Here is a 26,892-nt window from a genome sequence, read left to right as displayed (position 1 = left end):
AGAACAAAAAAACAAAATTAAGTTAAGGGGGATACATAATGAAATCAAGATTGGAGATCTGTTTTATATTAGCTGTATCACTGTTTTTTTTCGTTTTCCCGATAGCATACGGGGCGGATCTGGGAAAAATAGATATTCATGGCAATACAGATGATTATATTGGCGCTTCAGTTTTTGTTTCAGGCAATTATGCCATTATAAGTGCGGACGGGGATGATGAAAAGGGAGACGGTGCCGGTGCAGCCTACATATATTACAATCAAGGCGGCAACTGGACTCAGCAGGCAAAAGTGACAGCCAACGATGGCAAGGCCGCTGACAAATTTGGCACATCTGTGGCCATATCCTCTGATTCCGCCGTTGTCGGAGCTTCTTATTATGACGAAGATGGTAAAAAGAATTCGGGCGCGGTATACATTTTCAATCGTGAATCAGGTCATTGGATTCAAAGTCAGATACTGACGGCCAGTGACAGCGCACAGAGTGACTTTTTTGGTTCATCTGTCTCAGTAGCCGGAGACTATGCTGTCATCGGCGCACCTTATGACGATGACAAAGGGGCAGAATCCGGTTCAGTTTATGTTTTCAAATATGATGGGACCCGCTGGATTCAGCAGGCAAAACTGACCGGCAGTGACGGAGCAAAAGAAGATTTTTTTGGCACGTCGGTCTCTGTTTCGGACAAATATATCATTGTGGGCGCACATCTTCATAATAACAGCATCAGCAATACAAGTTTCGGTGCGGCCTATATTTTTAAAAGACCTTCCGATGGCTGGTCTGTCTGGGCAAAATTGTCAAAAACAGAGAAAGATGAATTAACATACAAACTGACTGCTGATGATGGCGATACAGATGACTATTTTGGCAGGGCTGTTTCCATTTCCGGAGATTATGCCATTGTCGGAGCCTACGGCGACAATAACAATGCCGGTTCAGCGTATATGTTTAAGCGTGCGGATGATAAGTGGAAACTGAATGCAAAACTGACGGCTGACACTGATGAAAATAAAGACAAGGACATTTTCTCAAATATCACTGTCATTCCCCTGGAACTTTCACCACATGACTATTTCGGCAGTTCTGTATCTCTTTCCGGTGAATATACCATTATAGGAGCTTACGGAGATGATGAAAAAGGGAGTAAGGCGGGTTCGGCCTATATTTTCAGGCTCAAAAACGGCACCTGGAAAACCGAAGGGGATAAGCTGACAGCAAATGATGGTTCGGCAAACGACTATCTGGGCAAGTCTGTTGCCATTTCCGGCATAAATTATATTATAGGCGCCTCTGGTAATAATAACAATACCGGAACAGCGTATATTTACGGCACACCAATTGTGACGCCGACAATTGAGGGCATTACTGAGAATGAGGTCGTCCCTGTCCCTATGAATGCAGAAACCGACATTACGTTCACAGTCACTGATGTTGATACCCCTGCCACTGATTTGAACATTTCATACAAATCCTCAAATACCAGTGTGATACCCCTTTTCGGACTGAACATTTCAGAAACAACCCAGATTTCGGAATCTGAAACCAGATATACATTATCCGTCCGTCCTGCTGAAACTAAAGAGGGAGATTCAGAAATTACGCTGACGGTGAGAGATGATAAGGCGCAGGAAGACAGCGTAAAATTTACAATAAAAGTAACCTCCACAGAACCCCCGAGCATTGAGTGGCCCGATGATCTTGACGACTCAGTTACAACAATTTATGAGAATAGCGAAACACAGGTTATCGAGTTCCAGATAAGTGATGAGACAACTTCGGCAGGAAAATTGATAACATCGCATGAATCATCAAATACCGATCTGGTGCCGAACGATGATGATCATATCAAAATTGAGTGTGAGGATAATGGGGATTGCACATTGAAAATTATCCCTGTTCCCGGAGAATTCGGGACCGCGGATATTACAGTGATCATCACAGATGAATATGGCTATGCAGCGACAGAAACCTTTACGCTTACCGTCATATCCGTGCCAAAAATAGAAGGGCTTTCGAATAAATCCATGGATGAGGATACCACCGAGACTATCAATTTTACGGTGTATGATGAAGGCGGCGCTGATGATCTGGAGGTGGCTGCTTCATGGATGTCTGTGGATATGTCCGAAGGAAAGATTGTCCTGGACGGGTCAGGGGCTGAACGATCACTGAAAATCACACCTCCTCATAACGAGTCCGGGGAGGCCAGGATTACCGTGGGCGTTCGGAATCGTTATGGCGCTGTCTCCAGTGACAGCTTTGTGCTTGAAGTCAACGATGTGAATGACTGGCCCACGATTTCCGGTCCTGAAAACAGAAACATCACGATAAATGAGAACAGCAGTAAAACAATCCTTTTTGACGTGCAGGATATTGATGATCCGCAATCCAGCCTGAGTACCTCGGCCACTTCGGATAACGCTGAAGTGATTTCGGATGAGAACATGGAGATGCTTCTCCGTGAGACCCCTGATGATGAAATCCTTCCTGCTCTGAAAATCACCCCAAAATCAGACCAGGATGGCATTGCAAAAATTACGGTGACAGTCAATGATGGTAAACATGACTGCAAAGACCCATATGTCTTCACAGTTCAAGTGAACGCACCGCCGACAATTGTTAATGACCTTCAGAATACGAGTACAAATGAGGATGAACAAGCCGTCATTGCTATTGAAGTGGATGACAAGGAAGACCCCGTGTCATCGCTCCGCTTATACGCGAGCGCAGATGATCCTTTTCTGATTCCTGACAGAGATATTCGTTTCACCGGTTCCGGTGAAAACCGGAAACTGATCATCACTCCCGCCCATGACAAGACCGGTGAGACGGAAATTACAGTGACCGTGAAAGATACCAATGATGCAAAGACACAGAAACGATTCTTCCTTACGGTTAATCCGGTAAACGATTCACCGACAATCTCCCAGATCACTTCTCCTCAGCAGGGCCTGGAGGACAGTTGGACAGAAATTCCTTTTTGGATAGAGGACCCGGAAGGAGGAATGATGACGCTGTCCGTGGAATCGAAGTACCCTTCTCTGTTTCCGATGGACGGTGACCATATTGATATTAACAATTCCGGTTCTTATACGGGTTATCCTGTATATCTTGATTCTCATACCCGTACTTACTTTAATTTGAAACTGTTGTCCGCGGAAGATATGACAGGTTCGGCAGCGATTGTTGTGACGGTAAAAGACGACGAGGAGGGCGGGCTCGAAGCCAAAACCCAGTTTGTTATTACGGTCGGCGAAACAAATGATCCGCCGGTGATTTCCGATATTGGAAATCAGAATGCAAAAGAAGATGCCCTGAGTTCGGAAATTCCATTTACTGTGCAGGATATGGAAGGCGGCATCTTAACGGTATCGGTCAGCTCAAATAATCCCGGGCTGGTTCAGAATGAAAATATCACTGTGTTTGGCCTGGATAGTGAGAATCAGATCGAAGCGGAAGCAGATGAGGTGATCAATCTCAGTCTGACAATTCAGCCTGAAACAAATATGTCCGGTACGGCAAGAATTACGGTGACGGCCCATGATGGCGAATTTACGAGCAAGCCCGTCAACTTCACATTTAAGGTTGAAGCGGAAAATGATCCGCCAAAAGTGTATGATATTACGCCTCAGAGTACGGACGAGGATGAAGAGACCGACCCTCCCATCATCATCAAGGTGAGTGATCCGGAAGGGGGGCGGCTGACGGTGTCGGTATCTCCGGACAAGCCAGCATTGGTTCCCAACGATGACGATCATATTAACATTAATAATTTTGGTTCTGCTGATTATCCTATAAACACCCAGCCCGGCGTGCCGGTGGAACTTGATTTGACGCTTTTGCCTGAGAAAAATCAGTCCGGTAAGACAAAAATTACCGTAACAGTGACCGATGAAAATAATGAGTCAGATACAACCCAGTTCTTTTTTTCTGTCAATATCGCCAATGATCCTCCCATGATTTCCGGTATTGGGACGGATTACAGCACGGATGAAGACACATTGAGCGAGAAAATTCCTTTTAAGGTCAGTGATATGGAAGGGGGAGAACTGACTATATCTGTAACGTCAAGTGATCCGTGGCTGATTCCGGATGAAAATATCACGATTATCGGAACAGACGAAAACAATAAAGTTCTGACAGAGGCAGATGAAGAGGCCAGTCTCAGCCTGACCCTACTGCCTCTGGAAGACCAGTCAGGTACTGCAACAATCACGATCAGCGCGGATGACGGCGAAAGCACGAGTGATCCGGCTGTGTTCACGTTTACAGTCAACGGGGCAAATGACGGGCCAAATATTTATGATATCGGCCCCCAGACCACGACCGAGGAAACCCCCACGGAACCCATTTCAATTGCGGTGATGGACAGAGAGGGGGGGCAGCTGACCATATCGGCAGCGTCATCTGACCCTGATTTGGTTCCGAATGACAATGCACATATCAATATTAATGAATTCGGCAGCAGCTATCTGCTGGACAGCGAACCCGGAGAACTGAACGAATCGCTTGAACTGGTCATCTCACCTGCAAAAAATCAGTGGGGGAAGGCTGTGATTACTGTAACAGCAAAAGACGAAGAGGGCGTTGAAAGCAAAACCCAGTTTATCCTCACAGTCAACGGCGCGCCTGACAAACCCATAATTAGCCGCATTACGGATCAGAGCACACCGGAAGAGACCCCGAAACCCATCAGTTTTACGGTAAGCGATATGGACGGAGGCGAACTCACGGTATCGGCGAGTTCAGATAATCCGGCCCTGATTCCTGATGATCATATTGATATCGGAGGGGACGGGACTGCCTCGTCGGTAGTGGTTTCGGCGGAAGAGAGTGCCAATGTCTCAATGACCATCACACCTGCTGATGATATGCACGGATCATCATTTGTCACCGTAACAGTTGAAGATGCTGAGGGCAATATCTCCGAAGAAATTTTTGAGTTTACTGTTGAAGCTGAAAATGATCCGCCGGTGATTTCCGGCATTCCCATTGAAATGATTATAGACGAAGATACCCCTTTAAAGGATATTGCGCCCATTGAATTTTCAGTAAGCGATCCCGACGGAGGCTTGCTGACAATCACTGTCAGTTCATCCGAAGCCCCGGTTCCGGATGATGATGATCATATTAATATTGGAAATGCCGATGGCAGCTTTTTTGGTAAAAAATACAAGACAGTAGTCTCACCGACAGATGGTGCCAACCTCCGGATGCGAATCATTCCTGATACAAATGAGTATGGCATTAGCGAGATTACGGTCACTGTGGAAGACGATGAGGGGGCCAAAGCTGAAGACAGCTTCTTCTTTAAGGTTGATCCTTTAAATGATCCTCCCATGATTGAGGAAATCGGTCCCCAGACTACAGATAAAGGAGAGGCCATAAATATTGAGGTGAATGTGAGTGATGATGAAACATCAGCAAATGATCTGCTTGTGTCTGCTTCGTGGAATTTGTTCGGACTGACCGAGGATTCTCTGAGCAATCTGGAGGAAGATGTTCCCGAAGATACCATCGTTAAATTAAGAAGTTTAAAAAACAGAATATATACAAGCGAAAATGAGTTTGTACAGGTGCTTGAGATAACAATAGGTACGGACCAGACAGGCCAGTACAGAACGCTGATTCTGGAAAATGTCGAATCCGGCGGTTCCCTTGATGTAACGGATTTCGGTGCCACACGGACATTGACAATCACACCTCCGGACAAATGGGCCGGCAATGCTGTTGTCACTGTGAGAGCCGAGGATGATGATGAGAGTCCGCTTGCCACGGAACAGAGATTTACGCTTACCGTCAATCAGGTCAATACAAAGCCGGAGATCATCATCAACAGTGTGGAGACCAGGGAAGAGGATGGCGGTCCCTATCAGTTCCAGTTTACGGTGAAAGACGATGAGGGCGGGCTGATGCCAATAAAGATCACTTCATCAAATCAACAACTGGTTCCGGAGGATTACGCACATATCAATGTGAGCGACGGACTGGGCAACTTCGGTCCTGACTCTTATGAACTGAACCTGTTGGATGGCGAACCTGAAAAAAATCTTACCTTAATCATCACGCCTGTTCTTGACGGATATGGCGAAACCACGCTGACCATAACAGTGGAAGATTCTGATATGTCCGAGAGCGAGGAGATGCATCTCATTATCACGCCTCTGAATGATACGCCGTGGATTTCGCTCATTGGCAATCAGTGGACAAATGAAGAAACCCCGAGTGACAAAATTCCGTTTTCAGTGAAAGACACAGACGGAGGAGAACTGACAATAACCGTAACCTCGTCTGATACTGGTCTGGTTCCTGAGGACGCTGCCCATATTATGATTACCGATGCCGCAAAAGAATTTGGTGATGAACACACAATTACCACTTCCCCCAATGAAGCCGCGAATCTGTCTCTGACAATAACCCCTGCCCCGGGTGCCGGTACGGCGGATATTACTGTAACGGTGAGAGATAAAGATCACAAGGAGGCTTCGAGTACTTTTACTTTTATGGTCAATGATTTGGATGAGCCGCCCACGATATGGATCACCCCCAATCCCCCGGACCCCGTGCCTGAAGGGGAGACGGTCGAGGTGCAGGTGAGGGTCAGAGATGACCGGGCCGGGGCATTGAAGATCAATGTTGAGTCGGTGGATAATACGGAGCTGGTTCCGAACAGCTATCCTAACCTTATGATTAATGAGCAGTTCGGTCCCGAATATCTCCAGCCTGTGGAGGCGGGCACAGACGCAGTGTTTACGATTCAGATTACGCCGATTGAAAATAAGGCTGGTGTGGCAAAAATAAGTGTGACTGTGGATGATGATGAAACCATCGCTGTCACAAAAGAATTTAATGTCACGGTTTATCCGGTTGATCAGACCACTCCGCCGGAGATCCAGGATATTTCTAATCCGAGTATGGAAATGAATATATCCGGCGAACCTCAGGCCGGTGTGGATGTTTCATTCTGGGTGAAAGATGCGGAAGGCGGGACACTGGAAATATCAGTGACAGCAGCAACAACAGACGCTGATCCCCCGGGGGCCACGCTGGTTCCCAATGATATCAGCCATATCAATATTAACGGGTTCGGCAATACGCATACCATACATACGCAGCCTGATGAAACTGCCTCACTGACCTTAAAACTCACCCCGGCCCCTGGTATATCCGGTGTTGCTGAAATTACGGTAAAAGTAAAAGACACAGATAATCTGGAGACCTCTGAAACTTTTATTCTGATGGTGTCGCATGTGAATGAACCTCCGGTAATTTCAGCAGACAGTTTCAGTAAAAGCATAGATGAGGATGAGCAAAATTTCACGCTTGACTTTACGGTAAGTGACAAAGAAGGCGGAAATCTGATAATAACGGCTGAACCGTCAGAAATCCGGCTGGTTCCATATGATTTTGATCATATCAGTATCGGTGATTCCACTGACAATTATTATTTTCCCACTTACCCGCTGACGTTGTCGGCCAATGGAAGTCAGAACTTCAGACTGAAGGTCATCCCGGAGACAGATGAATACGGCATGACCATTATCACCGTAACCGCGGATGACGGGTTCGAGAGTGCCGAGGAAAAGTTTTACCTTACAGTGAGACCGGTCAATGACATACCCGGTATTTTAAATCTTTCTGATAATTATATAACAAAGGAAGATACCTCCGGCAGTGAGATTAAATTTACGGTGGATGATAATGAAACCCAGGCAGATGATTTGCTTGTGTCTGCTTCATGGGTATCCCCGGCCAGTCCCAGGGGGGCTGTGATCGCGGGCGGTTCCGGAGCGAATCGGACAGTGGCGGTCACGCCGCCCACGGATTGGTTCGGTGATGCCACAATTAATATAAGAGTGGAAGATGAAAACGCTGCATCTGCTGAGGCATCTTTTACGCTTACAGTCGAGCCGGTCAATGACAAGCCTGTGGTTTCCAGTATTGAGAGTCCCCAAACCACGGAAAGAGATACGCCGGTCACGATTGCATTCACGTTGAGCGATGTGGACACGCCTCTGGATGATCTTATCATAACGGGAAAGTCGTCTGACCCCAGAGTTGTTCCCAATGACAACGCTCATATCGCTTTTAGCGGTTCCGGAGCCAGCCGTGTATTGTCTGTCACGCCTGCTTCTTATGAAACAGGCTCTTCCACAATTACGATAATGGTGAGGGATGGCGGTGATACCGTTGAAACCGAGTTTACGCTTGATGTCACCCCGAGTGTCACAACCACTGTTCCGCCAAGAATTTCAGGCATATCCACTCCGAAAATCACAGATGAGGATAAGCCGGTTGTGATTCATTTTACGGTGAGCGATGAGGACACGTCCATAGAAAAAGTCCAGATATCCCGCCAGTCACTGAACGCCATGCTGGTTCCATATGCCAACCTTATCCCGGAAAGAGTGTCTCACACAGAACACAGTGCCGAATACAGTCTGACTATTATTCCTGCCCAGGATTTGTCCGGTGATGCGATTATCCGACTGGTGGCTGATGATACGGAGAATTCCACCAGCGTTACATTTACGCTTACGGTGAATCCGGTGAATGACGAGCCGGTGATCAATGACGGTTTTGATATTGGGGATCGGATAACGGATGAAGGAGAGCCGGTGACGGTGACCTTTTCAGTGGATGATGTGGAGACGCCCACGGAAGCCCTGATGGTGAATGCTGTATCCTCAAATAACAGTCTGATTCCCAACAGCGAGGTTGTGCTAAGATGTTCCGAAGGGGACTGCTCCTCATATACATTGACAGCAACGCCTGTTCCCGACAAATCCGGTTTGGCAACCATTACCATCAGCGTGACCGATGACAGTCTTGCGATTAATTCCGCGGTGACCCAGGATTTTGTCATCAGAGTCGGCAGTTCCGTGATAAAGTGGGACATTGACAACAACGGAATCATTGACATGCGGGATGCTGTGCTGATCATGGACATCTTAACAGGCGGGGGGGATGCAACCCCCTATCTTGATGCGGATGTAAATGGTGACGGGAAGATCGGTCTGGAAGAGCTGATCTTTATGTTACGGCAAATCGGAGGGTTGAATTCGGAAAGGAGTTAAACCGGCGGCCCCGTGTCTTTAGCTGTCTGTTTAAAATGAAAATATCTGATTTGGAATTTTCTGATTATAGCGGATTTAGGAGAGGGCCGGTTCAGCCCTGTAAGGGCGGCATATTTGTAGCAACAGGTTTGCAGGCCCCCGTCAGGCCCCGCAGGGGAGGCATGTTTGCCCGCCATCACAATATGCCGCCTCTGCGGGCTTTTTACCGACCCGCATGATGAATTCTACAAATATGCCACCCCTGCGGGGCTTTTTATCAGCCTCCCCTAAGTCCGTTATCATCAGGGAATTTTATTTTCGTATCTGCCGAAGAAAAGCCAGACTGCGGGGGGTTTTTCCAAGATGATATGGCACAAACGCTTCTGAAAACGCCAGCCCTTCTTTTAACGTCTGAGAGGAAAACCGGACTCTTCCCGATTTTTTCAAATCACCGTTTCCCACCCACAGAAGCTGCTTAATTGTCCCTTTTGAAATATTTATTCGGTGGGAAGAAATTTCGGAAACACATTTTTCACACACCAGCTCACCCCTTGCAAGATCAAAGCTGACGCTGTTTTTCTTCATTTTTTCTGTTTCAATGCCGCAGATACCGCAGTGGGTCAGATTCGGATAAAAACCGGACAGTGCCATAAATCGCATCTGAAACAGAATGCTTAATGTGGCCTCGGGTATATTGCCGATATCCAGTTCTTGCAGCACATACTGAAACAGATAATAAAGTTCCTCCTGATTTTCATCTTCTTCGGTCCATTCATTCAGCAGTTCGGCCCAGTAGCTCGCATAAGCAGTTTTTCTGATATCAGACCTTATTTTTATAAACGGCTGTTCCAACGAAGCCTCCTGTAAGACAGGAAGCCCTTTTCCTCGGCTGCACACGGTCTGTAACACAGAAAAAAGCTCAAGAATCCCTGCAAATCGTTTTTTGCTTTTTTTGGCAGATTTTGCAATGACAGAGATTTTTCCCCTGTCCAATGTGAAAAATGTAAGAATGAGATCATAATCCCCGAAATCAATACGGCGGAGTATGATGGCAGATGTGGAAAATGTGTTCATAGCGTTGGTAATGAGCAGTTATTTGTTGTCAGCAAAAAGAAGAGAGACACTGCATACACAGCATCTCTCTGTAAAAAATTACAGGATAAAAAGTTGCGGATCGGGGAAGAAACCCGGCTTTTTTCCCCGCACGCAAACCTGCACCGCCCGGAAAAGCCGGGTTTCTCAAACCGGGATTTCCTCACCTTTCGGCATCTCTCCGGGGAAGAAACCCGGCTTTTTTTCCCGGACGGAAACCTGCACCGCCCGGAAAAGCCGGGTTTCTTAAACCAGGATTTCCTTACCGTTCGGCATCTCTTCGGGGGAAGAAACCCGGCTTTTTTCCCCGCACGCAAACCTGCACCGCCCGGAAAAGCCGGGTTTCTCAAACCGGGATTTCCTCACCCTTCGGCATCTCTCCGGGGAAGAAACCCGGCTTTTTTTCCCGCACGGAAATCTGCGCCGGCCGGAAAAGCCGGGTTTCTTAAACCAGGATTTCTTTTCTACCAGTTAAACACTGTATCCAAATCCTCATCTTTTACCTGGAAGGTCAGGTTGTGAGGCGGTAATGTTTCTTTTTTGAAAAACTCGGGCAGCCGGTCATGTTTGGCAGTGAAACCGGCACGGGCGTTAAAGTCTCTTTCATTTTTCAGAACGGACTTGCCAAGTTCGGTCACATCATCACCGGTCATGCTCAGGCCGTAAAACGCATTCAGCATGTCAACAAGCGCCTGGAAAGTCTCCGGCTGATCCATGATCGCAAAGGCGATAAACAGACACATGCCTGTGGAGTCAATCGCGGCCGTGGCAATCTGAAGGTTCCGGGAAAGTTCGACCTGTCCCTCAGGCTTCAGCGGATCCACGTCTCCGCCGACTTTCATGATATTGGTGGCAACCGCATAACCGGCCGTGTGATCAGCCCCCATGGTGCTGGTGGCGTAAGTGACACCAATTCCATGAACCGCACGCGGATCATAAGCCGGAAATGCCTGACCTTTGACCACAGGAACCCGTTCCACCCCAAAGACCTTTCCGGTGATGGCTGCCCCGTTCCCGAGAATACGTCCCAGGGGTGTGCCTTTGCCCACTTCCTTGATCAGATTGATAGCAGCCTCGGCATCTCCGAATTCGGCCAGGCCCGCGTCCATGGCCACGCCTATGGTGGCTCCCATTTCGATGGTATCCAAACCAAAATCATCATCCAGCCGATCCATAAGCGCAATCGCGTCCAGATCGTTTATGCCGCAGTTTCCCCCGTGTGCCCAGACCGTCTCATATTCTGGCTGTTTGGTCAGATAATTACCATCCTTGTCATTATAGATACCTGAGCATTTGATGATACATCCCCGGTGACATCCGTGGGTGGCAAGGCCGCCCCGGGCTGTCTCTGTCTCAGCCTGGGTTTCTCCGCTGATTTTTGACACCCCTTCAAACTGGCCGGTTTTAAAATTACGGGTCGGATAGCCGCCTGCCTCGTTGATCACATTGGTCAGAACATTGGTTCCGAAGGCTGGAAGGCCCTGACCTGTGACCGGATTTTTCTTAAGCCCTTCAGCAAAAATTTTGTTCGCTTCCTTAAATTTTTTCGGATCCTTCGGGGTTCGCATTTTCATCCCGGTATCATCCAGCACAATCACTTTTACGCGTTTTGCGCCCATGACCGCGCCGACACCGCCGCGCCCTGCATGACGGGTGGGCCTCAGTTCCATATCCGTAATCGCCACGGATGCCGCTGACATTTTCATCTCACCGGCCTGTCCGATGGAAACACAGGTGATCTTGTCCCCATGTTCGGACATCATCTTATCCACAAGATCATAATTCCCCAGCATCCTGAGGCTGTTCTCCGGGGTTATTTTTACACCGTCCTTATTGATGAAGACCTTGTAAAGCGTGTCATCTTTTGGCTTTCCTTCCAGTATGATGGCGGCGTAACCTAACCTGGCAATCACCTGAGCAGCCTGTCCCCCTGAGTTGGACTCCTTGATACCGCCCGTAAGCGGACTTTTGCAGCCCACTGACAGCCGCCCCGACATAACAGAAGCGGTTCCGCTCAACATTCCCGGAGCAAAAATCAGCTTATTGTCTTGCCCGAGGGGATGGCATAGGGGGGGAACTTCTTTGGAAATAATTGCTGACGTCATGGCCCGTCCGCCCAGACCTGCATAACCGTCCGGCGGCTCCTCACTAGTCTGGGGGCCGCCCTCCGCACCCATATTAATTCTTAGAATTTTATCCATTTGTTTCCTCTCCTGTTTGGTTCAGGGATGTCTTTACCGCCAAGATATTCGCTTCAGCACCTGGGACCGCCAAAGTAAAATTTTGACAGCATGATTTAACGAATCTAAGATATTTATTTTTATCCCTTTCAGAAGGGAAATGTCAAGAAAAAATAATGTTATTAATAGGTTGTATTTTTATATAAAATTATTTTCATCATTTTAAATGACCTGAAATTACTTTTTCCGACTTAATCAGACAGTAAACAGTCATGCTGCCATCTCTCTGTCGGACGATTCGCAATCCTGTCCTGCAAAGAATATTGGAATTTGTTTGTTATTTCCCGACAGATCCGGGTCAGGTTTCATCCTCACCGGAATCAATCAGATCAGCCTCTCTGCGCTCGATGGGAAGCCAGTAGAACTCAAGAACCAGAACCCGGATGATACTGGCCAGGGGGACGGCAATGATCATGCCGCCAATGCCGAACTGGGCACCGAAAATCAGGGCAAGTATGACCACCAGCGGATGAAGGCCCGCGCCTCTCCCCACGATCTTAGGCTGAAGAACAAACCCCTCTATCCCCTGAATAATGGCGAACAGGGCAAGAACAACAATAAGTGTGATGATTTTGACAGCCCAGGGAACGCCCATGGTAAGGAGAATAATCAGGATTGCCGGTGTGACACCGATAAGCGCTCCCAGATAAGGTATAAATCCGCCAATAGCGGCTGCGGTGCCGATCAGTATGCAGTAATTACGCAATCCCGGAAAACCGATAAACCCTGTGCAAAACAGACCCGCTGCAAACATTATTCCCACAATGGCCGAAACAGTCAGCTGTCCCCGTAAAAAGCCGCCCACAGCATTGTCAATCTTGTCCATCACATCAAACACACGCTCACGATGCTGAGGAGGAACCATCTTGCGCAACAGCGGCCTGATTTTTTCCCAGTCAATAATTAAGTAAAAATTAATAATTCCCACGAAAATAAAAAGTGAAAAAAAACTGACCGCGGAGCTTACACTGGTAAAGATGCCTTTTGTTGCTTTTGCAACGGCTCCGATACCGCCTGAAGCCACTTTTTTTAAACCCGGCAGGAGCAGGGCAGCAGCTTTTTCATAATCAATTTCAATTTCCCTGATCTTGTTTTTGATGACCCGGATCAGTTCTTCGTCAATTTGCAGATATTCATTTTGGGAAAGCTTGTCCAGCAGTACAGGAAACACCTCTTTCAGAGTGTTAAACAGCTCGATGAACTCGGAAAGAATTTTGGGAATCAGGAACGCAAGCAGGAGGAAAACAATCAGGAAGATAACCAGATAAAGCACCAGGGTTCCCATTATCCGGCCCAGCCTCAGTTGGCTTTGCAAAGTAAAAACAACAGGAGCCAATATATACGCCATGAGCAACGCGGCAATGAAAGGCGTAAGACCATCCAGAACAATAGCAATTGAATTTTTGAGCAGACCCATTGTGTAAAAGCCAAACGCGATCACGCCCATGATCCCGATGGCATACACAATCCTTCGTAACAAGGGGTCGGAAATTTTGAATTCTGACATATTGAATTACTTAGTATCTGCTGAATTTTTCTCTGAACAGATTACCCGCTACCCTGATATGCTTCCGGTTCGGGGGCTCAGATTTCCGGCCAGAGGTTTTTTTAATGGTTTTTACAAAATTTTCGAAAAAACATGCCGCAAATCCGATTTTTCGGACAGGGATATCCCTTCCCCGGAATAGCGGATTCCGGAGCGGAATAAAAGACAGCTTTCCGAAAAAAAATATGAAATCATGCAAGACCGAGCGTTTTAAGGCTCTCATCTCCTATTTCATCAGTGAAATAAAGCTGAAGGAATTTTTTAAGATTGCAGGCGGTCTGACACAGAAGAGACCATATCCGGTCTCCGCCGAAGCCCCGGTAAAGACTGCGGCCGAAGCCCCTGATATTTTTTGCAACGGCGATGAATCCTTCCGTGGCGGAACGGGCTTTCCGGCAAAAATCCTTTTTTTCTTCGGCAACATCGGAGCTTCTGCCGAGAAAAATATGCTCTGTTCCTCCGGGTATGCTCAGATTTGCGACGCTCCGGTATCCCTGATCTCCGATTGCGAATTCGGGAATCTCTCCCATCCTTTTTATAAAGAGTTCGGATGTCGCGGGCCAGAGAGTGCTGTCATCAGGTTTTCCGATGAAATTTTCCACCGTGACCATAAATCCCTGACGATTGAACGACATCTGAAGAGTTGTTCCGAATTCGCAGTCAGGATGTTTTTTTCCTTTTTTTATCGGACGGGCCTCGGGCTCGTCAAGGGAAACTGTCCGATTTTTTATATGCCTCTCTCCGGCAATTTTCTGTTCGTTCTGTTCGTTAAGCAGTGTCAGGAGCGCGAGCAGCCGCAGGGCTTTTTCTTTTTCGCCGCCCGAAGCCGTAAGATTTCCGACCCTGTCCCCGAACGTACGGAGAGCGCTGACGAAAATCAGCGCAAATTCAAAGAAATATGCCGGAATCTCATTTTTATTCCTATTCAGATTATATTCACGCCAAAGCTCCTTTATTTCCCTGTCATCCCACCACAGGGGAATGCCGTGAGTTTCGGCAAAATGTCTCATCTTCCCGAATGCTTTAAAAATCAGTCCGATATCCGTGGGGTAAATTATATCGGCAGGCAGAACTGTCGAATCTGTCAGCATACAGTCGCCTTTTATGACACCGGCAAGACGCAGCATATCGAATATTTCCGATTCGATAACGGCAATTCCCTCCTCTCCGGGCCGCCGCCGTATTTTGCAAAGACCGCTGTCATGTATGAAAGTTTTCAGTTTTTCATCAGGGACATTGCAGAAATACTGAATATAACGGTTTTCCCTGACCTGGCTGACACCCCCCCTGTCACTGAGCAGCCGGAGCCTCGCAACAACAAACAGGCCGATGACCGTCCGGAGGGAAATGCCGACACAGCCCCTGCCGCTGTCATAAAACCGGGTCAGCCTGTTTATAATTTTCTGCCACGGAATAACCTTTCGCAGAATGACAAGTTCATTGGTCAGATCGGTTATATTCTTTTTTACCCATTCCGGAGTGAAAGCTTCCTCAAATTTTTTTTCAATCATTTTATTGCCTCCGTGTTACAATTTTGTCATAAATTACGGATAAGACTCTCGGAGCCTCTCAGGGCGAAGATTAAAAAATATCATATAACACTATGGAAAAGCAAGAGAAAAGAGAAATTCAGCAGATACTTATTAATGAGGAGGCTGAACGGGAGATATTTTTTTTGCCGTTCGCACAGGCCCTGCTGCTCACCCTGGGACTTGCGGAAGTTGTTTTGGCGACGGACGGAAGTACGGTGGGAAGGGGATGCGTGACACTGATGGTCAGTGTGATTTATAAAAAACGTGCGTTGCCCCTTGCTTATATAGTGGTCAGAGGTAAAAAGGGACATTTTCCGGAGAAAACTCATATTGAACTGATTAAGGAAGTTTACAATATTATGCCGGAATCCGCAAAAGAGGTGATTTTTCTGGGAGACGGAGAGTCTGACGGAACCGAGCTGCAGAGAACATTGTCCGGGCAGGGCTGGAAGTATGTGTGCCGGACGGCACATAATGTAAAAATTTTTTGGGACAATGAGGAACATCGTCTTAATATTCTCGGAGCTTTCAGCGCGCCGGGCGGTTACCGATATATACGGGACGTTCTGTTTACAGATAAGAAATACGGTCCTGTGATGGTTGTCCTCTGGTGGGGAGAGAAAAATAAAGAACCCATATATCTGGTCACGAATATGAGGATACCCCGGGAGGCCATCCGTTACTATTCCAAGCGATTCCGTATCGAAACATTTTTTTCCGATCAGAAAAGCCGGGGATTTAATATCCATAAAAGTCATCTTTCCGACCCTGACCGACTGCGCCGTCTTATGACGGGAGCCTGCTGGCCTATATCCGGATTATTTTTCTGGGGACACTGGCCATAAGACAGGGATGGGATAAAATTATTCATCGCACTGACCGTTGTGATTTAAGTTTGTTTCAGTTAGGTTTCTCGTCAGTCACAAGTTCTTATTAATTTATAAATTGTAAAAAAGTTTGGTCTCAAAAGTCAATGGACAATTTTCAGTGTTCAAAATTAAAAAAGAGTGTAACCAAAATTAAGCACACATTTTTTCTTGCACATTTAAGGTGTTATATTCATCAGGGAAAAATTTGTTATCCCTTGCATTACTGGTATAAAATTCCCAATACTCGTCCCAGTGTCTGCTTTTTACTACGGAACGTAATTTCAGAACTGATTCAGCACCTCTGATTCCCCATCGGGCGCCGGACAGTTCCATTCTGTCTTTGACAACATGGCTGCACGCCGATTCCACAACCCCCGAACCTATGGGATAACCCTTTGCCAAATATTCATCATATTTCATGTAATCTCTGTGGTTTCTGAAGTAAGTTATTGCTTTCCTGAATTTTTTCAGTTGTGACTCATTCCATTTTCCGTTGAGCATTTCTGTCTGTAGTTCCATAATATAAGATGAAATTTTACCCTGAAGTATAAGGATCAGTTTTTCATATACATATTGCTTCGCATCTTCGCTCCCCTCTCCGCACCTGATATGTGCAATAATCCGTATATATTCCGAAACATGAATAATATCAAGGATGAGAACTTTGTTTTCGATATCTCCGAAGATAATTTTGAACAAATTCCACAGATACAGCGATCCGTCCATAACACAAAGCAGCGGATTCTTTCTGAAATCCTCATCTTTCACCTGTTCCCGGATTTCTTCCATTACTTTTTTCTCAGGTTTCTCAAGACTGGCTATCTATCTGATATTCTGAGCTTTTTCTTCTTTACGGTCGTGTTCCTTTTCCTTTTTATCGGGATAAACCTGGGGTGATGAAAATGTTTCCAAGGCTCTGAAAAAGCTGATCCCGTTTTTGTTCCCCGCATTTTTTGACTGCCTGATTTTTAAGTCATAAAAAATTTGCGGAATAAAAATGGGATCGCAATTGTCAGCCCGGTTTGTGACATTTTCATCACCCCAGGATAAACCAGGTTGCCGGCAACTTCTTCGGCAGTCCGGGGAGTTGCGTTAATATCGTATCTGGCTCCCACCGGGGCCTTTTTCTTCTTCTGCTTTTTCTTTCCTTTCCCCTGCCTGCCTGTAATCTTTGCAGCTTCTTTCTTAATCATCGGAACCCCTTTCCCGTCAAAACTGACTGCCGTGTATTCTCCTGCCTCAGCCGCTTTCGGGAGCGTATTTCTCAGATCATAGTGTTTCTCGTAAAGTTCCGAACTTTCAGCGGAAATTGTTTCAGAAGCTGAAACAGAAAGCTGTATCCCGAAAAATTTTTTCAGAAAACTGACTCCTTCCGAATAAGCATCTCTGATATTCAGCAAATCTGTCATTTCTGACAAAAAGTAAGAATAGCATCGTACAGGCAGATTCAGTATAATGTCCAAAGGGGCGAATGTCTCATCGCCCACATAATATAGGTAACGAATCACTTTCAGCTTCCCGAAAACTGAGAAATATGTCTTCTCACTCTTTCTGCCTCTCCCGGCTGTTCCCAGGGCTGTCTCCATTGTTTTTCCATAATCCCCCTGATTATGGTTGGCAAAAAACAGCTTTAACAAAAGAAGTCCCATTTCAAGCAGACTTCTGAAAATAGCCGCTTCCATATGATGGGCTTCCTGATCCTTCCCGTTCAGAACTTCGAGCAGAATCTGATTGAATTTTGTTTTACAATCGTCTATATATTTTTCAACATCAGACGGCTGTTCCGCCTGATCAGTCACGCCGGGCAAATTAATAACTGTCATATATTTTTCCTCCGATTCTGAATTTTAATTTATCAGAGGGCAGATATATCAGAAAACAATCCCATTTTCCAGCATAATGACAATTTAAATATAATTATATAATTCAGGCAAATAATGCAGGTTTTATTTTGGTTACACTCATTTAAAAAAAAGTGTATGGACCTTTTTGTTGAAAACATAATTAAAAAGGATGTCCGTATGCTTACCTATATTTATAAGGCGTTGTATTCTTTTCGTGATGCTTTTTCCCGAAACAGCACCTGGTTGCTGTTCTGTATGATTGTATTGGGATTTATGGGGGCTGATGAGATCATCGGCATATCTTCTTTTTGCCGGTTCTGGGGCCTCGGTGGAAACGGATATCACTCTTTTCTCAACTTTTTCCGATCTTCCGCATATTCTCTCGAAGGGCTTATGTTCTTCCGGGGCAGCTTTGTTCTCGCTCAGAATGAGACGGTCAGAGTTCAGGGGCGTGCTGTCCGGCACTGAGACATTGCCCAAAATTTTTTCAGCAGCCTTTCAAAGCCGTCCTTCGTCCCATTTGTTGATTTATTATAAAATCGTGGGAGATATCTGTCAATGATGGAAAACATATGGGAAAACATATGGGGAAAACCTGTTGGTTCGGATACAATTATTTATTTTTATTATTAAATTTTTTCATCACACTTTCTGATTTCCCACAAAATAATATTAAGAAATATACCGGGCAGAGCCGGAATGCCACAAAGAATCTTCGTGAGGCTTCGTGCCTTTGTGGCTTCGTGGCTGTCCGGCGGAACTGGAATGCCACGAAGACACGGAAACATAAAGAACCACAAAGAATCTTCGTGGGGCTTTGTGACTTGGTGTCTTCGTGGCTGTCCGATGCCACAGGTTGTACATAACACTTGACTTCCTCATAAAAATCAGGTATTTTTCAGTCAGATCGGAAAAAATGCGGAGATTGTCATTGCTATTGAGCCGGACGGTTAGGCAACCCGGGATATTCCCGATCCGGAGGCATTTCTGAAACAACCTTCAGTGCCCGTAACACTTGAGGAAATGAAAGCGGCAATCCACAGCAGAGGAGGCGGCTCATGTTAGGGCTTGATACGAATATTCTGGCTTGCTGTATTGTGCAGGACGCTTCCATTCTTATAAAGTTTTGATTATGATTGAAATTCGTCAAACTGAAGATTACAGCAAGTGGTTCGGCAATTTGCGTGATCCGCAGGCGAGGGCGCGCATTGATGTCCGTATCCGCCGCTTGTCGCTGGGCAACCCCGGAGATGTAAAAGCTGTGGGCGGAGGTGTCTCGGAACTACGGATTGATTACGGACCCGGCTGCCGGGTGTATTTCACTCGGCACGGGCAGATGCTTGTGATTCTGCTTGCCGGAGGTGACAAGCGCACCCAGTCCCGGGACATCAAAAAAGCCCTGCGTCCGGCGCGAGAACTTTAGAATACAAGGAGATTATTATGGGAAAGATTCAGACCAAGCCCTGGAATGCGGCAGATCATCTCAGAACAGCGGATGACATGGCAGCTTATCTTGAAGCCGCGCTTGAAGAGGGTGATTCTGCGCTGATCACAGCTGTTCTGGGCGACATTGCGCGCGCAAGGGGAATCGCGCAAGTCGCCAGGGAATCCGGCATTGAAAGCGACAATCTTTTTAAAATCCTGTCACCTGAAGGCAGCCCCGAATTTGCGACAGTTCTTAGAATTATAAAGGCATCAGGTATTCGGCTCCATGCAACTGCCAGATGCGCATAACTGATTTTATTAACAGATAGATTCAGATATGTCATATCTGTCTGAATTCAAAAACATGCTTGGCAGAAATGCGGAAATCATCATTCAGTAGATCGAAAACCTCTGAAAAATTTAGCAGAGTTCGTAGTACCCAGCCTTCAGGTGGTATCTGTGAAATCAGATGATTAACCTGACAAAACAGACCGCCTGAAGGCGGTACTACGAACTTTTTCATGGAATGTCGGCAGAATGAAACTGTCAGTAGATCGAAAACCCCCCGAAATGCTCCCGGGGGATTGGCAAATCCGCCGGAGATGTCCGGGATTTGCCAATCCCGGGCGGATTTCCGATGAGTTTTCGATCTACTGACTGTGGATTCCTGTTTTATCGGGAATGACAAGAAAGAGGGAAGGAATGACAAAGGGAGAGCGGAATGGCGGGTCTTTTTGGGTTCCCCTGCAACAAGATCAAAAAGGGAAGTGCCTCGTGTAAAATTCCGTCGGAGTGTTCAGAACTATCTGTCTTGTCCATGGCTGACATGCAATCTTACGATCCGTCCGAGTGTCAAAAACAACAGAGTAAGACCGGCCGGTATCACCAGAAGTTCCAGTAATGCCCAGACGCGAAGATCAAAATAACCGAACACGATACGGTCGTAAAGGATCCTTATGATCAGATAAGATACAAACAATACAACAAAGGTCTTGATACCAAGTCGAATTTTCATTTTAAATTCCTCAGAAACGGAGCTTTTGTAATTTATAGCTTTTAACAAAAAGATTGTCAAAATTCCGGAAAAAGTTTTTCTTAAAAGCTATATAAGATGTCTCCGCCAAACTGTAAGTCTGGCACTCCGGAAAATTTTTACAATATGTTACTTTGCCGGTTCCAACGATGATTTCATACCCAGTATATATTGAAGGATAATGAAAGAATCTGTCATACCAAGAACCCCATCAGACGAGACATCCGCCACCTCAAGTCTTTCCGGAAGATCAGGCTTCATGCCCACAAGCACTTTCTGAATGACAACCATGTCACCGAGGCTGATCTCCCCGTTTCCGTCCGCATCGCCATAAAGCAGATAATTTCCTGTGACAATTTCGTCTCCGGCATCGTTTACGGCCGCAGGAACGGATTCAGGTGTGAGCCATCCGGAAATTTTCTTGAAATTTACGACATAATCGCCTGCATCCAGATTGGACACCATGTGCCCGCTCTCCTGCCATTCTCCGTCATCCAGATTCCACATCGCCCCGGCGCTGTCAGCCTGTGAGGGGTGAATTTCAACGGTCAGCGAACCGGATCCCTGGGCAACCTGGTATGTGCCGGTGAGAACTGATGTTTCTCCGGCGGTGATGCTCACGGTCTGGTCCGCTGGCTTGAACCACCCGGACAAGCGGCTGAAAGTGACTGTATGGACTCCCTCTCTCAGACCTGTGACAATGGTGCTGCTTTCCTGCCATTCTCCGCCATCCACCTGCCATTTGGCACCGCTGTTCATCGCCGTCTCAGGCTGGATATCTATTTGTAGCGAACCGGCAGTGCCGGGCAGCCATGCCGGAAACGAATCCGGGTCGCGCCTTGGCTGCATACTGCCTTTAATGGTCAGCCCGTCAGGCAGGCCGTCAGTTATATTGAAGGCGCCGTCGTCTGCCAGAGGGATATGGAGCTTGCATATATTGCCTTTCACACTGAATTGATGGGTGATGGCTGTCTTTTTTCCATCTTTCTCCACATATTCTGTAATGAAGTTCTGGCCGATGTTCGTCAGAACATTGCCGATGAGACCCCCGCCATTATACGTTATCGTATCCGCGTATCCCTCATCATTGTATTCAATGGTAATGCCGGCTTCTATGATGTTCTCTCCCATGGTTGCGCCATGTTCAATTCTGACGATGTACTTGTTGTATCCGGAAAAAGGATTTTCACTGTCGGACATATCCAAAACAGCAGAATGCAAATATCCGCTACAATTGGAACGCGATCCCTCCTCACCGATATGCTCCCAAAATGTTTTGATAGTCATCTCATTGTTGTCATCATCCAAGTAGGTCACATCTCTGTCGGATTCATGGATGTGAAATTTTCCGTCACCGTCAACATCGCCGTCCAGGACCAAAACAGTATCAAAATCTCCCTTTTTCAACTCTTTGTATCCTCTCGCAATCAGAGCGTATTTGCCGCTGTCGTCTCCGGCATTCTCCAACCTGACCCAAAACAATTTTGCAAACGGGTCGCTCTCTTCCTGTATGCCTTCGATGCCATTCATGTCCACATAGAATCTATCCTGCCCTCCCATATATACGGAAGTCATTCCGGAAGGCGTGTCCGAACCGCAGTTTGCTGTGGATCCGCTCGCACTGACAGCGGAGGAATCGTCCACATCATTTGTGGCAACCACCTGATAATCATAGCCCGTGCCGCAGGCAAGCCCCGTGTCATTGTAACTTGTCGCACCGGTTGCCGCGGTGGTGATCAGCTCACCGCCCCGGTAAATCTTGAAACCGGTCTCATCGTCGCTGTTGTCTGTCCATGACAGGGTGATCTCTGTCTCGGAAACGGCCTGGGCCGTCAGATCCGAAGGAGCGGACGGGGACGCAGGACAGGCAGCCGTGATCCCGCTTGCGCTGGCACCGGAAGAATCCCCCACATCATTTGTGGCAACCACCTGATAATCATAGCCCGTGCCGCAGGCAAGCCCCGTGTCATTGTAACTTGTCGCACCGGTTGCCGCGGTGGTGATCAGCTCATCGCCCCGGTAAATCTTGAAACCGGTCTCATCGTCGCTGTTGTCTGTCCATGACAGGGTGATCTCTGTCTCGGAAACCGCCTGGGCCGTCAGTCCCGAAGGAGGACAGGGAAAGGTGGATCCGCTTGCGCTGACCGGGGAGGAATCGCCCGCGTCATTTGTGGCAATGACCTGATAATCATAATTCGTGCCACAGGTGAGGCCCGTGTCGCCGTGGCTTGTGGCATTGGCCGCCGCGGTGGTGATCAGCTCACCGCCCCGGTAAATTTTGAAACCGGTCTCATCATCGCTGTTGTCCGTCCATGACAGGGTGATCTCTGTCTCGGAAACCGCCGATGCTGTCAGTCCCGAAGGATCCGCGGGGGGATCGTCGCAGACCACGGACTGACATAAGTAACACCCCGTCTCACATTCCGCATCCATGTCCGCCTGACTCATGCCAAAGCAATCCGACAGCCCCTCGGGCGTTAAAGTATAATATCCGTCGCTCTGGTCGTCTATGTCCTCGGAAGGGCAGGCACAGGAAATGCTGATTCCTGATCCGACGCAGGTTCCGACCCATCCCGCGTGGGAGGTGTTCAGACCCGCGGCACACAAACAAATAATAAGGGCAAAAAATATAAGTTTGGAACGCATGAATCTCTCTCCTTTCTCTTCTTTTTTATAGACAGCTCGTTGTCCATAAAAATTTTTTCTGGTTAAAATTTTGGGTAGTCCTGCAAAGGTAGCAATGAATTATATTCATATTTTTGATACTTGTTCATATATAAAAATTCAGATTGCCCTGACCGGATAATTATGATACTGATAATTCCGAAATGATTGTATCCCGTTGACAGGTTTTGCTTAGAACAAAAAAGGCAAATGAAAATGCTCACGAATAATATTTCCGAAGCCTTTGCGCCTGCCGGATTCAGATTTTTCCGCATACCCGGAATTCTGAATAATGTTCCGGGATATTCGGAAAAATTGACTGATTACCATTTAAAGATTATCTTAGATAAAAACTGTCATACAAAAACAAAAGGAGGATAATCTTATGTCGGATTTAAATAAAGAATTAAAATGGTTCTTTGTCATATTCAGCAGAGAGTTCCGTCAGGATAAACGCATTGCCTTTGAAACTCTCATGTTTCTGGCGACAGCTCATTTTTTCGGGTTTTACAATCCGAAACAGCTTGCCGATTTTCTGGACATTCCCCATCAGGGCCTTTACAGAGCCATAGAAGGGTGGAGCATTTACTATCTCAGAGAAATGCTTGTCCGTTTTATGGTAAGGCAGGCTGCCGAGGAACTCGGGCCTCTCTTGGAAAAAAGTGATGCGACCATATCCCGGGCCGGTATAACTCTGACATTTGACAACAGCGTGATCGAGCGTCTGGGAAAACTGCTCCGCTGCACATGGAGCTGGTACAGCGGCCGTTGCAAAAAAGTGGTCAGCGGCAACGATCTGATGGGAATTGTGATGACGATCGGCGGCATTGCCTTTCCTCTGCATCTGCTTTTCTGTTCCAAACAGGGTCGGGCCAACACTGACAAGCCGGCTCTTCTGATCTCCATGCTGACACGGCTTAAAGAGGAATTTTCCAGGGAAGGTATTGATCTGACCGCCTTCCCCCTCACTTTTGACTCATGGTTCGCATCCGACGATCTGAAAAAGCGGCTCCGCGCCCTGGGATTTGAAAAAATTATCATCGCGGGCAAGGGCAATTATACTTTTACAATCGGCAAGGCAAAACAGAAAGCCTCTTCATGGAAAAAAACGCTCGGACTGATCAGAGATCAGTGGGGAATCGATGTTCCCTCCCTGAGAACCGCTGCTTTCAGCCCGACCTTCGGGTGTGTCATTCTTTTCTTTTTCCGAAAAAGCTCCACGCGTACTTATTATCTCATGGATTTCAGCCCGGTTCCCCTGCGCGGCGCTGAAATCTGGCATATATGGAAGCAGCACCATATTATCGAGTGTTTCTGGAAAATCCTCAAGTCGGTACTCGGGATAAAGGCCATGCGCCTTCAGGGTGACGGCCTGCATGCGGCCCTGTTAATAAAGGTAATCGCATATATACTTGCGACAAGGCTCAGTATGAGGAAGCCCTTTTTGAAAATGTCCGTCACGGAGATCATGCGAAAAATCAGAAGGGAATGCGATCTCGAAGCTATTCTCCGTAACCATTTCTGTCTTCCCATTTTAAACACATAACGAGTTATTACAATATGCCTTGTTTTAAATTACCGGCCGGACATAATCTCTCAGTTTCTCTGATGAGCCCGGAATATTATTTAAAATTCCGAGTGTGCGAAAAAAGCAGAGGCCGGCAGGAACAAAGGTTTCGGAAACATTATTCGTGAACATTTTCATTTGCAGTTTTTTCCTAATATTACAGTATCAAAGAAATAAAAGCATTTCGGAATTATCAGATATACATATATATGCTTTCACTTCCTTCCGGACATTTCCCTTACCTTAAATTCCGCATGTCCTCATCTTTCATCATGCGTTCTTCAATCCCAGGTTCCAAAACTTTGTCATAACGAATTCCCCATAATCCTTTCTCCCGGTCCCATTTTCCGCCCGCTTTTTTTATTTTGGACTGCAACTGAGTTTCTTCCGGCCTCACCCGGATACCGGCAATTGTATCCCCGGGAATACAATTGCCGGGATTCCATTCAGTTTCCTCAACAATCAGCTCAACAGTTTTCAATCGCCTTTTTCTTACTTCGTCATACCGATATCTTACACAAACAGGACGATTCCCATACTGACTGACTGACCAGTTTTTTGGTTCCCTTCCGGCCCGGTTTCAAAGTCAGTCTTGATTTCATCATTTAACCAGATCATTTTGGATCAGAGCATATTGCTCTCCGAACTTTTTATTTGTGCAGAAAAATATGGAATTTGTTATGATTTTACCATAAAAAACAACACAGTTCATTTTTTTCTTGCATTTGACAAATAACAGTAGTATATATTCTGAGTTTTTATTAAAAGAGGTTATAATAAGCTTTTTAATTTTATAATAAAAATTGATTTTCAGAAACTAAAAAAATTAATAACATGGCTTTTACAGGAAATCAAGATAAAAATCATAATCCTAGTAATTCGGGCGTAATTAAAAGTGTTAGTTTCTTTATTCATGCCGCTTTCTTATTTTTCCAATAGTCTTCCCAATCTCCGTTTGCGCGTAACACTCTTAAAGAAATTATGTTCTGTGCGTTGTCTTCTTTCCACCAGACTCCCGCAATTTTCAGTCGCTTTTGTATAATATACCGGTGGGCACTTTCAATTTCGCCCGGGCCGGTCGGCAGACCGTTCTCCGAAGCACCTTTGTAATCAGACTGTCCCGGACGGTTTCTGACATACCGGTGGCAGCATCTGACGGGAGCCTTTTCATCAGGTACGGAGTCAGGTTCAATATGCGGTCTCAGTTCTTCAGGTACGACTGACACCTGATTTTCTTTCATAAGCTGTTTCTGTCTGTCAGAGAAGTTCGCATAATCATCAGGAGCGCAGATTTTCAATGCGGAAGATAAATAATCGCAAAGATGATAAAAATCAATGAGAAATCCGGATTGCTCACCGAACACCTGGTCAGCCTGACCGGCAACCCATGGCGCACCGTCTCCGACACAATGCACTTTTGTATTCTGCCCGGGACCTGAACGGATCGCACAGTTCAGCAAATGACCCCCTGCCTCATCGGGACTGCCGGGAGTGCATCCGAAAAACGGATTCACAGAACCTTCGGGGCGGGTAAGAGTCAGCCGGGCCTCTTTCCACCGGCCTTTCCGGGTCCTGCGCCTGTCAGCCATATCTCCCCCGGTTACTTCATCTCTTATATCAGCTATGGGAATCATCGTACCGTCCGTTTCGGCAATAACGTATTCAACTACAGAATCCGCGGGAATTACGCTCCGCAGTCTCTCATTATCCTTTATTTCTTTCGCATGTTTTTCCGTCATATCACGGGCAGCACTGTGAGGAACGCTTATTCCGCAGTGTTCTTCAAGTTTCCCGGGAAACCTTCCCGAAGGGAACATCGGCTCCGAAATCTGTTATCCGGCGCTGCAAAGGCAGAGAATAACCTCTGCAACCAACTTCGACAGACTGAGAAAACGGGCGGGTCAGGCGCATAGGTGTAAAGTCAAGCTTCTGGGAAATGAATGTAATATGCTTTTATAACAGCAGATTATGTCTCGATAAAAAATGAAAAAAACAGCCGTTTCCGGCTGATTTCGGAGGAAAAG

General features: G+C 46.6%; 17 protein-coding genes. 7 read left to right on the top strand and 10 right to left on the bottom strand.

What is annotated here, in order from left to right; translation table 11 throughout:
- Window positions 1-38: 38 nt before the first annotated feature.
- A complete protein-coding gene (locus tag dnm_RS18440) occupies window positions 39-9,077 on the top strand; it encodes a tandem-95 repeat protein (RefSeq protein ID WP_207678374.1) in 9,039 nt (3,012 codons plus the stop codon).
- Between the two features lie 291 nt (window positions 9,078-9,368).
- Here dnm_RS18440 and recO read toward each other — a convergent pair whose 3' ends face one another.
- The 4 genes from recO to dnm_RS18420 all read right to left on the bottom strand — a co-directional run bounded on the left by recO (window position 9,369) and on the right by dnm_RS18420 (window position 15,445).
- Entirely contained in the window at window positions 9,369-10,130 is a 762-nt protein-coding gene (gene recO / locus dnm_RS18435; protein WP_207678373.1) for a DNA repair protein RecO, read from the bottom strand.
- Window positions 10,131-10,612: 482 nt separating this feature from the next.
- Window positions 10,613-12,349: an aldehyde ferredoxin oxidoreductase family protein gene (locus tag dnm_RS18430; protein ID WP_207678372.1), complete on the bottom strand. Its 1,737-nt coding sequence runs from the start codon at window positions 12,347-12,349 to the stop codon at window positions 10,613-10,615.
- Window positions 12,350-12,686: 337 nt separating this feature from the next.
- Window positions 12,687-13,895 carry an AI-2E family transporter gene (locus dnm_RS18425; protein ID WP_207678371.1) on the bottom strand — a complete coding sequence of 403 codons (1,209 nt, stop codon included), beginning with the start codon at window positions 13,893-13,895 and terminating at the stop codon, window positions 12,687-12,689.
- Window positions 13,896-14,125: 230 nt separating this feature from the next.
- A complete protein-coding gene (locus dnm_RS18420; RefSeq protein ID WP_207678370.1) occupies window positions 14,126-15,445 on the bottom strand; it encodes a transposase in 1,320 nt (439 codons plus the stop codon).
- A gap of 92 nt (window positions 15,446-15,537) precedes the next feature.
- On the opposite strand from dnm_RS18420, the gene dnm_RS18415 reads away from it, so the two are divergent.
- Window positions 15,538-16,311 (top strand): transposase, encoded by a 774-nt coding sequence (locus dnm_RS18415; protein WP_207678369.1) that lies wholly within the window; start codon window positions 15,538-15,540, stop codon window positions 16,309-16,311.
- 174 nt (window positions 16,312-16,485) lie between these two features.
- On the opposite strand, the gene dnm_RS18410 is transcribed toward dnm_RS18415, so the two are convergent.
- Together dnm_RS18410 and dnm_RS18405 are read right to left on the bottom strand one after the other, a co-directional pair.
- Complete coding sequence (locus dnm_RS18410; RefSeq protein WP_207678368.1) at window positions 16,486-17,124, bottom strand: hypothetical protein; 639 nt, start codon at window positions 17,122-17,124, stop codon at window positions 16,486-16,488.
- 179 nt (window positions 17,125-17,303) lie between these two features.
- Complete coding sequence (locus tag dnm_RS18405; protein WP_207678367.1) at window positions 17,304-18,158, bottom strand: hypothetical protein; 855 nt, start codon at window positions 18,156-18,158, stop codon at window positions 17,304-17,306.
- A gap of 198 nt (window positions 18,159-18,356) precedes the next feature.
- On the opposite strand from dnm_RS18405, the gene dnm_RS18400 reads away from it, so the two are divergent.
- From dnm_RS18400 to dnm_RS18385, 4 genes are all read left to right on the top strand, one after another.
- Window positions 18,357-18,647: a hypothetical protein gene (locus dnm_RS18400; RefSeq protein ID WP_207678366.1), complete on the top strand. Its 291-nt coding sequence runs from the start codon at window positions 18,357-18,359 to the stop codon at window positions 18,645-18,647.
- A gap of 116 nt (window positions 18,648-18,763) precedes the next feature.
- Window positions 18,764-19,045 carry a hypothetical protein gene (locus tag dnm_RS18395; RefSeq protein ID WP_207678365.1) on the top strand — a complete coding sequence of 94 codons (282 nt, stop codon included), beginning with the start codon at window positions 18,764-18,766 and terminating at the stop codon, window positions 19,043-19,045.
- A gap of 266 nt (window positions 19,046-19,311) precedes the next feature.
- Window positions 19,312-19,602 (top strand): type II toxin-antitoxin system RelE/ParE family toxin, encoded by a 291-nt coding sequence (locus tag dnm_RS18390; RefSeq protein ID WP_207678364.1) that lies wholly within the window; start codon window positions 19,312-19,314, stop codon window positions 19,600-19,602.
- A 17-nt stretch (window positions 19,603-19,619) separates the two neighbouring features.
- On the top strand, window positions 19,620-19,913 hold the full coding sequence (locus tag dnm_RS18385; RefSeq protein ID WP_207678363.1) for an addiction module antidote protein: 294 nt from the start codon (window positions 19,620-19,622) through the stop codon (window positions 19,911-19,913).
- Between the two features lie 493 nt (window positions 19,914-20,406).
- Here the strand turns inward: dnm_RS18385 and dnm_RS18380 are convergent, their stop codons facing one another.
- Window positions 20,407-20,619: a hypothetical protein gene (locus tag dnm_RS18380; RefSeq protein WP_207678362.1), complete on the bottom strand. Its 213-nt coding sequence runs from the start codon at window positions 20,617-20,619 to the stop codon at window positions 20,407-20,409.
- A 147-nt stretch (window positions 20,620-20,766) separates the two neighbouring features.
- Window positions 20,767-23,283, bottom strand: coding sequence for a fibronectin type III domain-containing protein (locus dnm_RS18375; protein WP_207678361.1), 2,517 nt, complete (start codon window positions 23,281-23,283; stop codon window positions 20,767-20,769).
- A gap of 403 nt (window positions 23,284-23,686) precedes the next feature.
- Between dnm_RS18375 and dnm_RS18370 the strand changes: the two genes are divergently transcribed.
- Window positions 23,687-24,847: a transposase gene (locus tag dnm_RS18370; RefSeq protein ID WP_207678360.1), complete on the top strand. Its 1,161-nt coding sequence runs from the start codon at window positions 23,687-23,689 to the stop codon at window positions 24,845-24,847.
- A 259-nt stretch (window positions 24,848-25,106) separates the two neighbouring features.
- On the opposite strand, the gene dnm_RS18365 is transcribed toward dnm_RS18370, so the two are convergent.
- Both dnm_RS18365 and dnm_RS18360 read right to left on the bottom strand, forming a co-directional pair.
- Entirely contained in the window at window positions 25,107-25,349 is a 243-nt protein-coding gene (locus dnm_RS18365; RefSeq protein WP_207678359.1) for a hypothetical protein, read from the bottom strand.
- Between the two features lie 430 nt (window positions 25,350-25,779).
- The gene (locus dnm_RS18360; RefSeq protein ID WP_207678358.1) at window positions 25,780-26,607 is read right to left on the bottom strand and encodes a UPF0236 family transposase-like protein; all 828 of its coding nucleotides are present in this window, start codon (window positions 26,605-26,607) and stop codon (window positions 25,780-25,782) included.
- Window positions 26,608-26,892 lie beyond the last annotated feature (285 nt).

It is taken from the genome of Desulfonema magnum (genome assembly GCF_017377395.1).
Classification (GTDB): Bacteria; Desulfobacterota; Desulfobacteria; order Desulfobacterales; family 4be13; genus Desulfonema_C; species Desulfonema_C magnum.
This window is presented reverse-complemented; position numbering and strand designations above follow the sequence as displayed.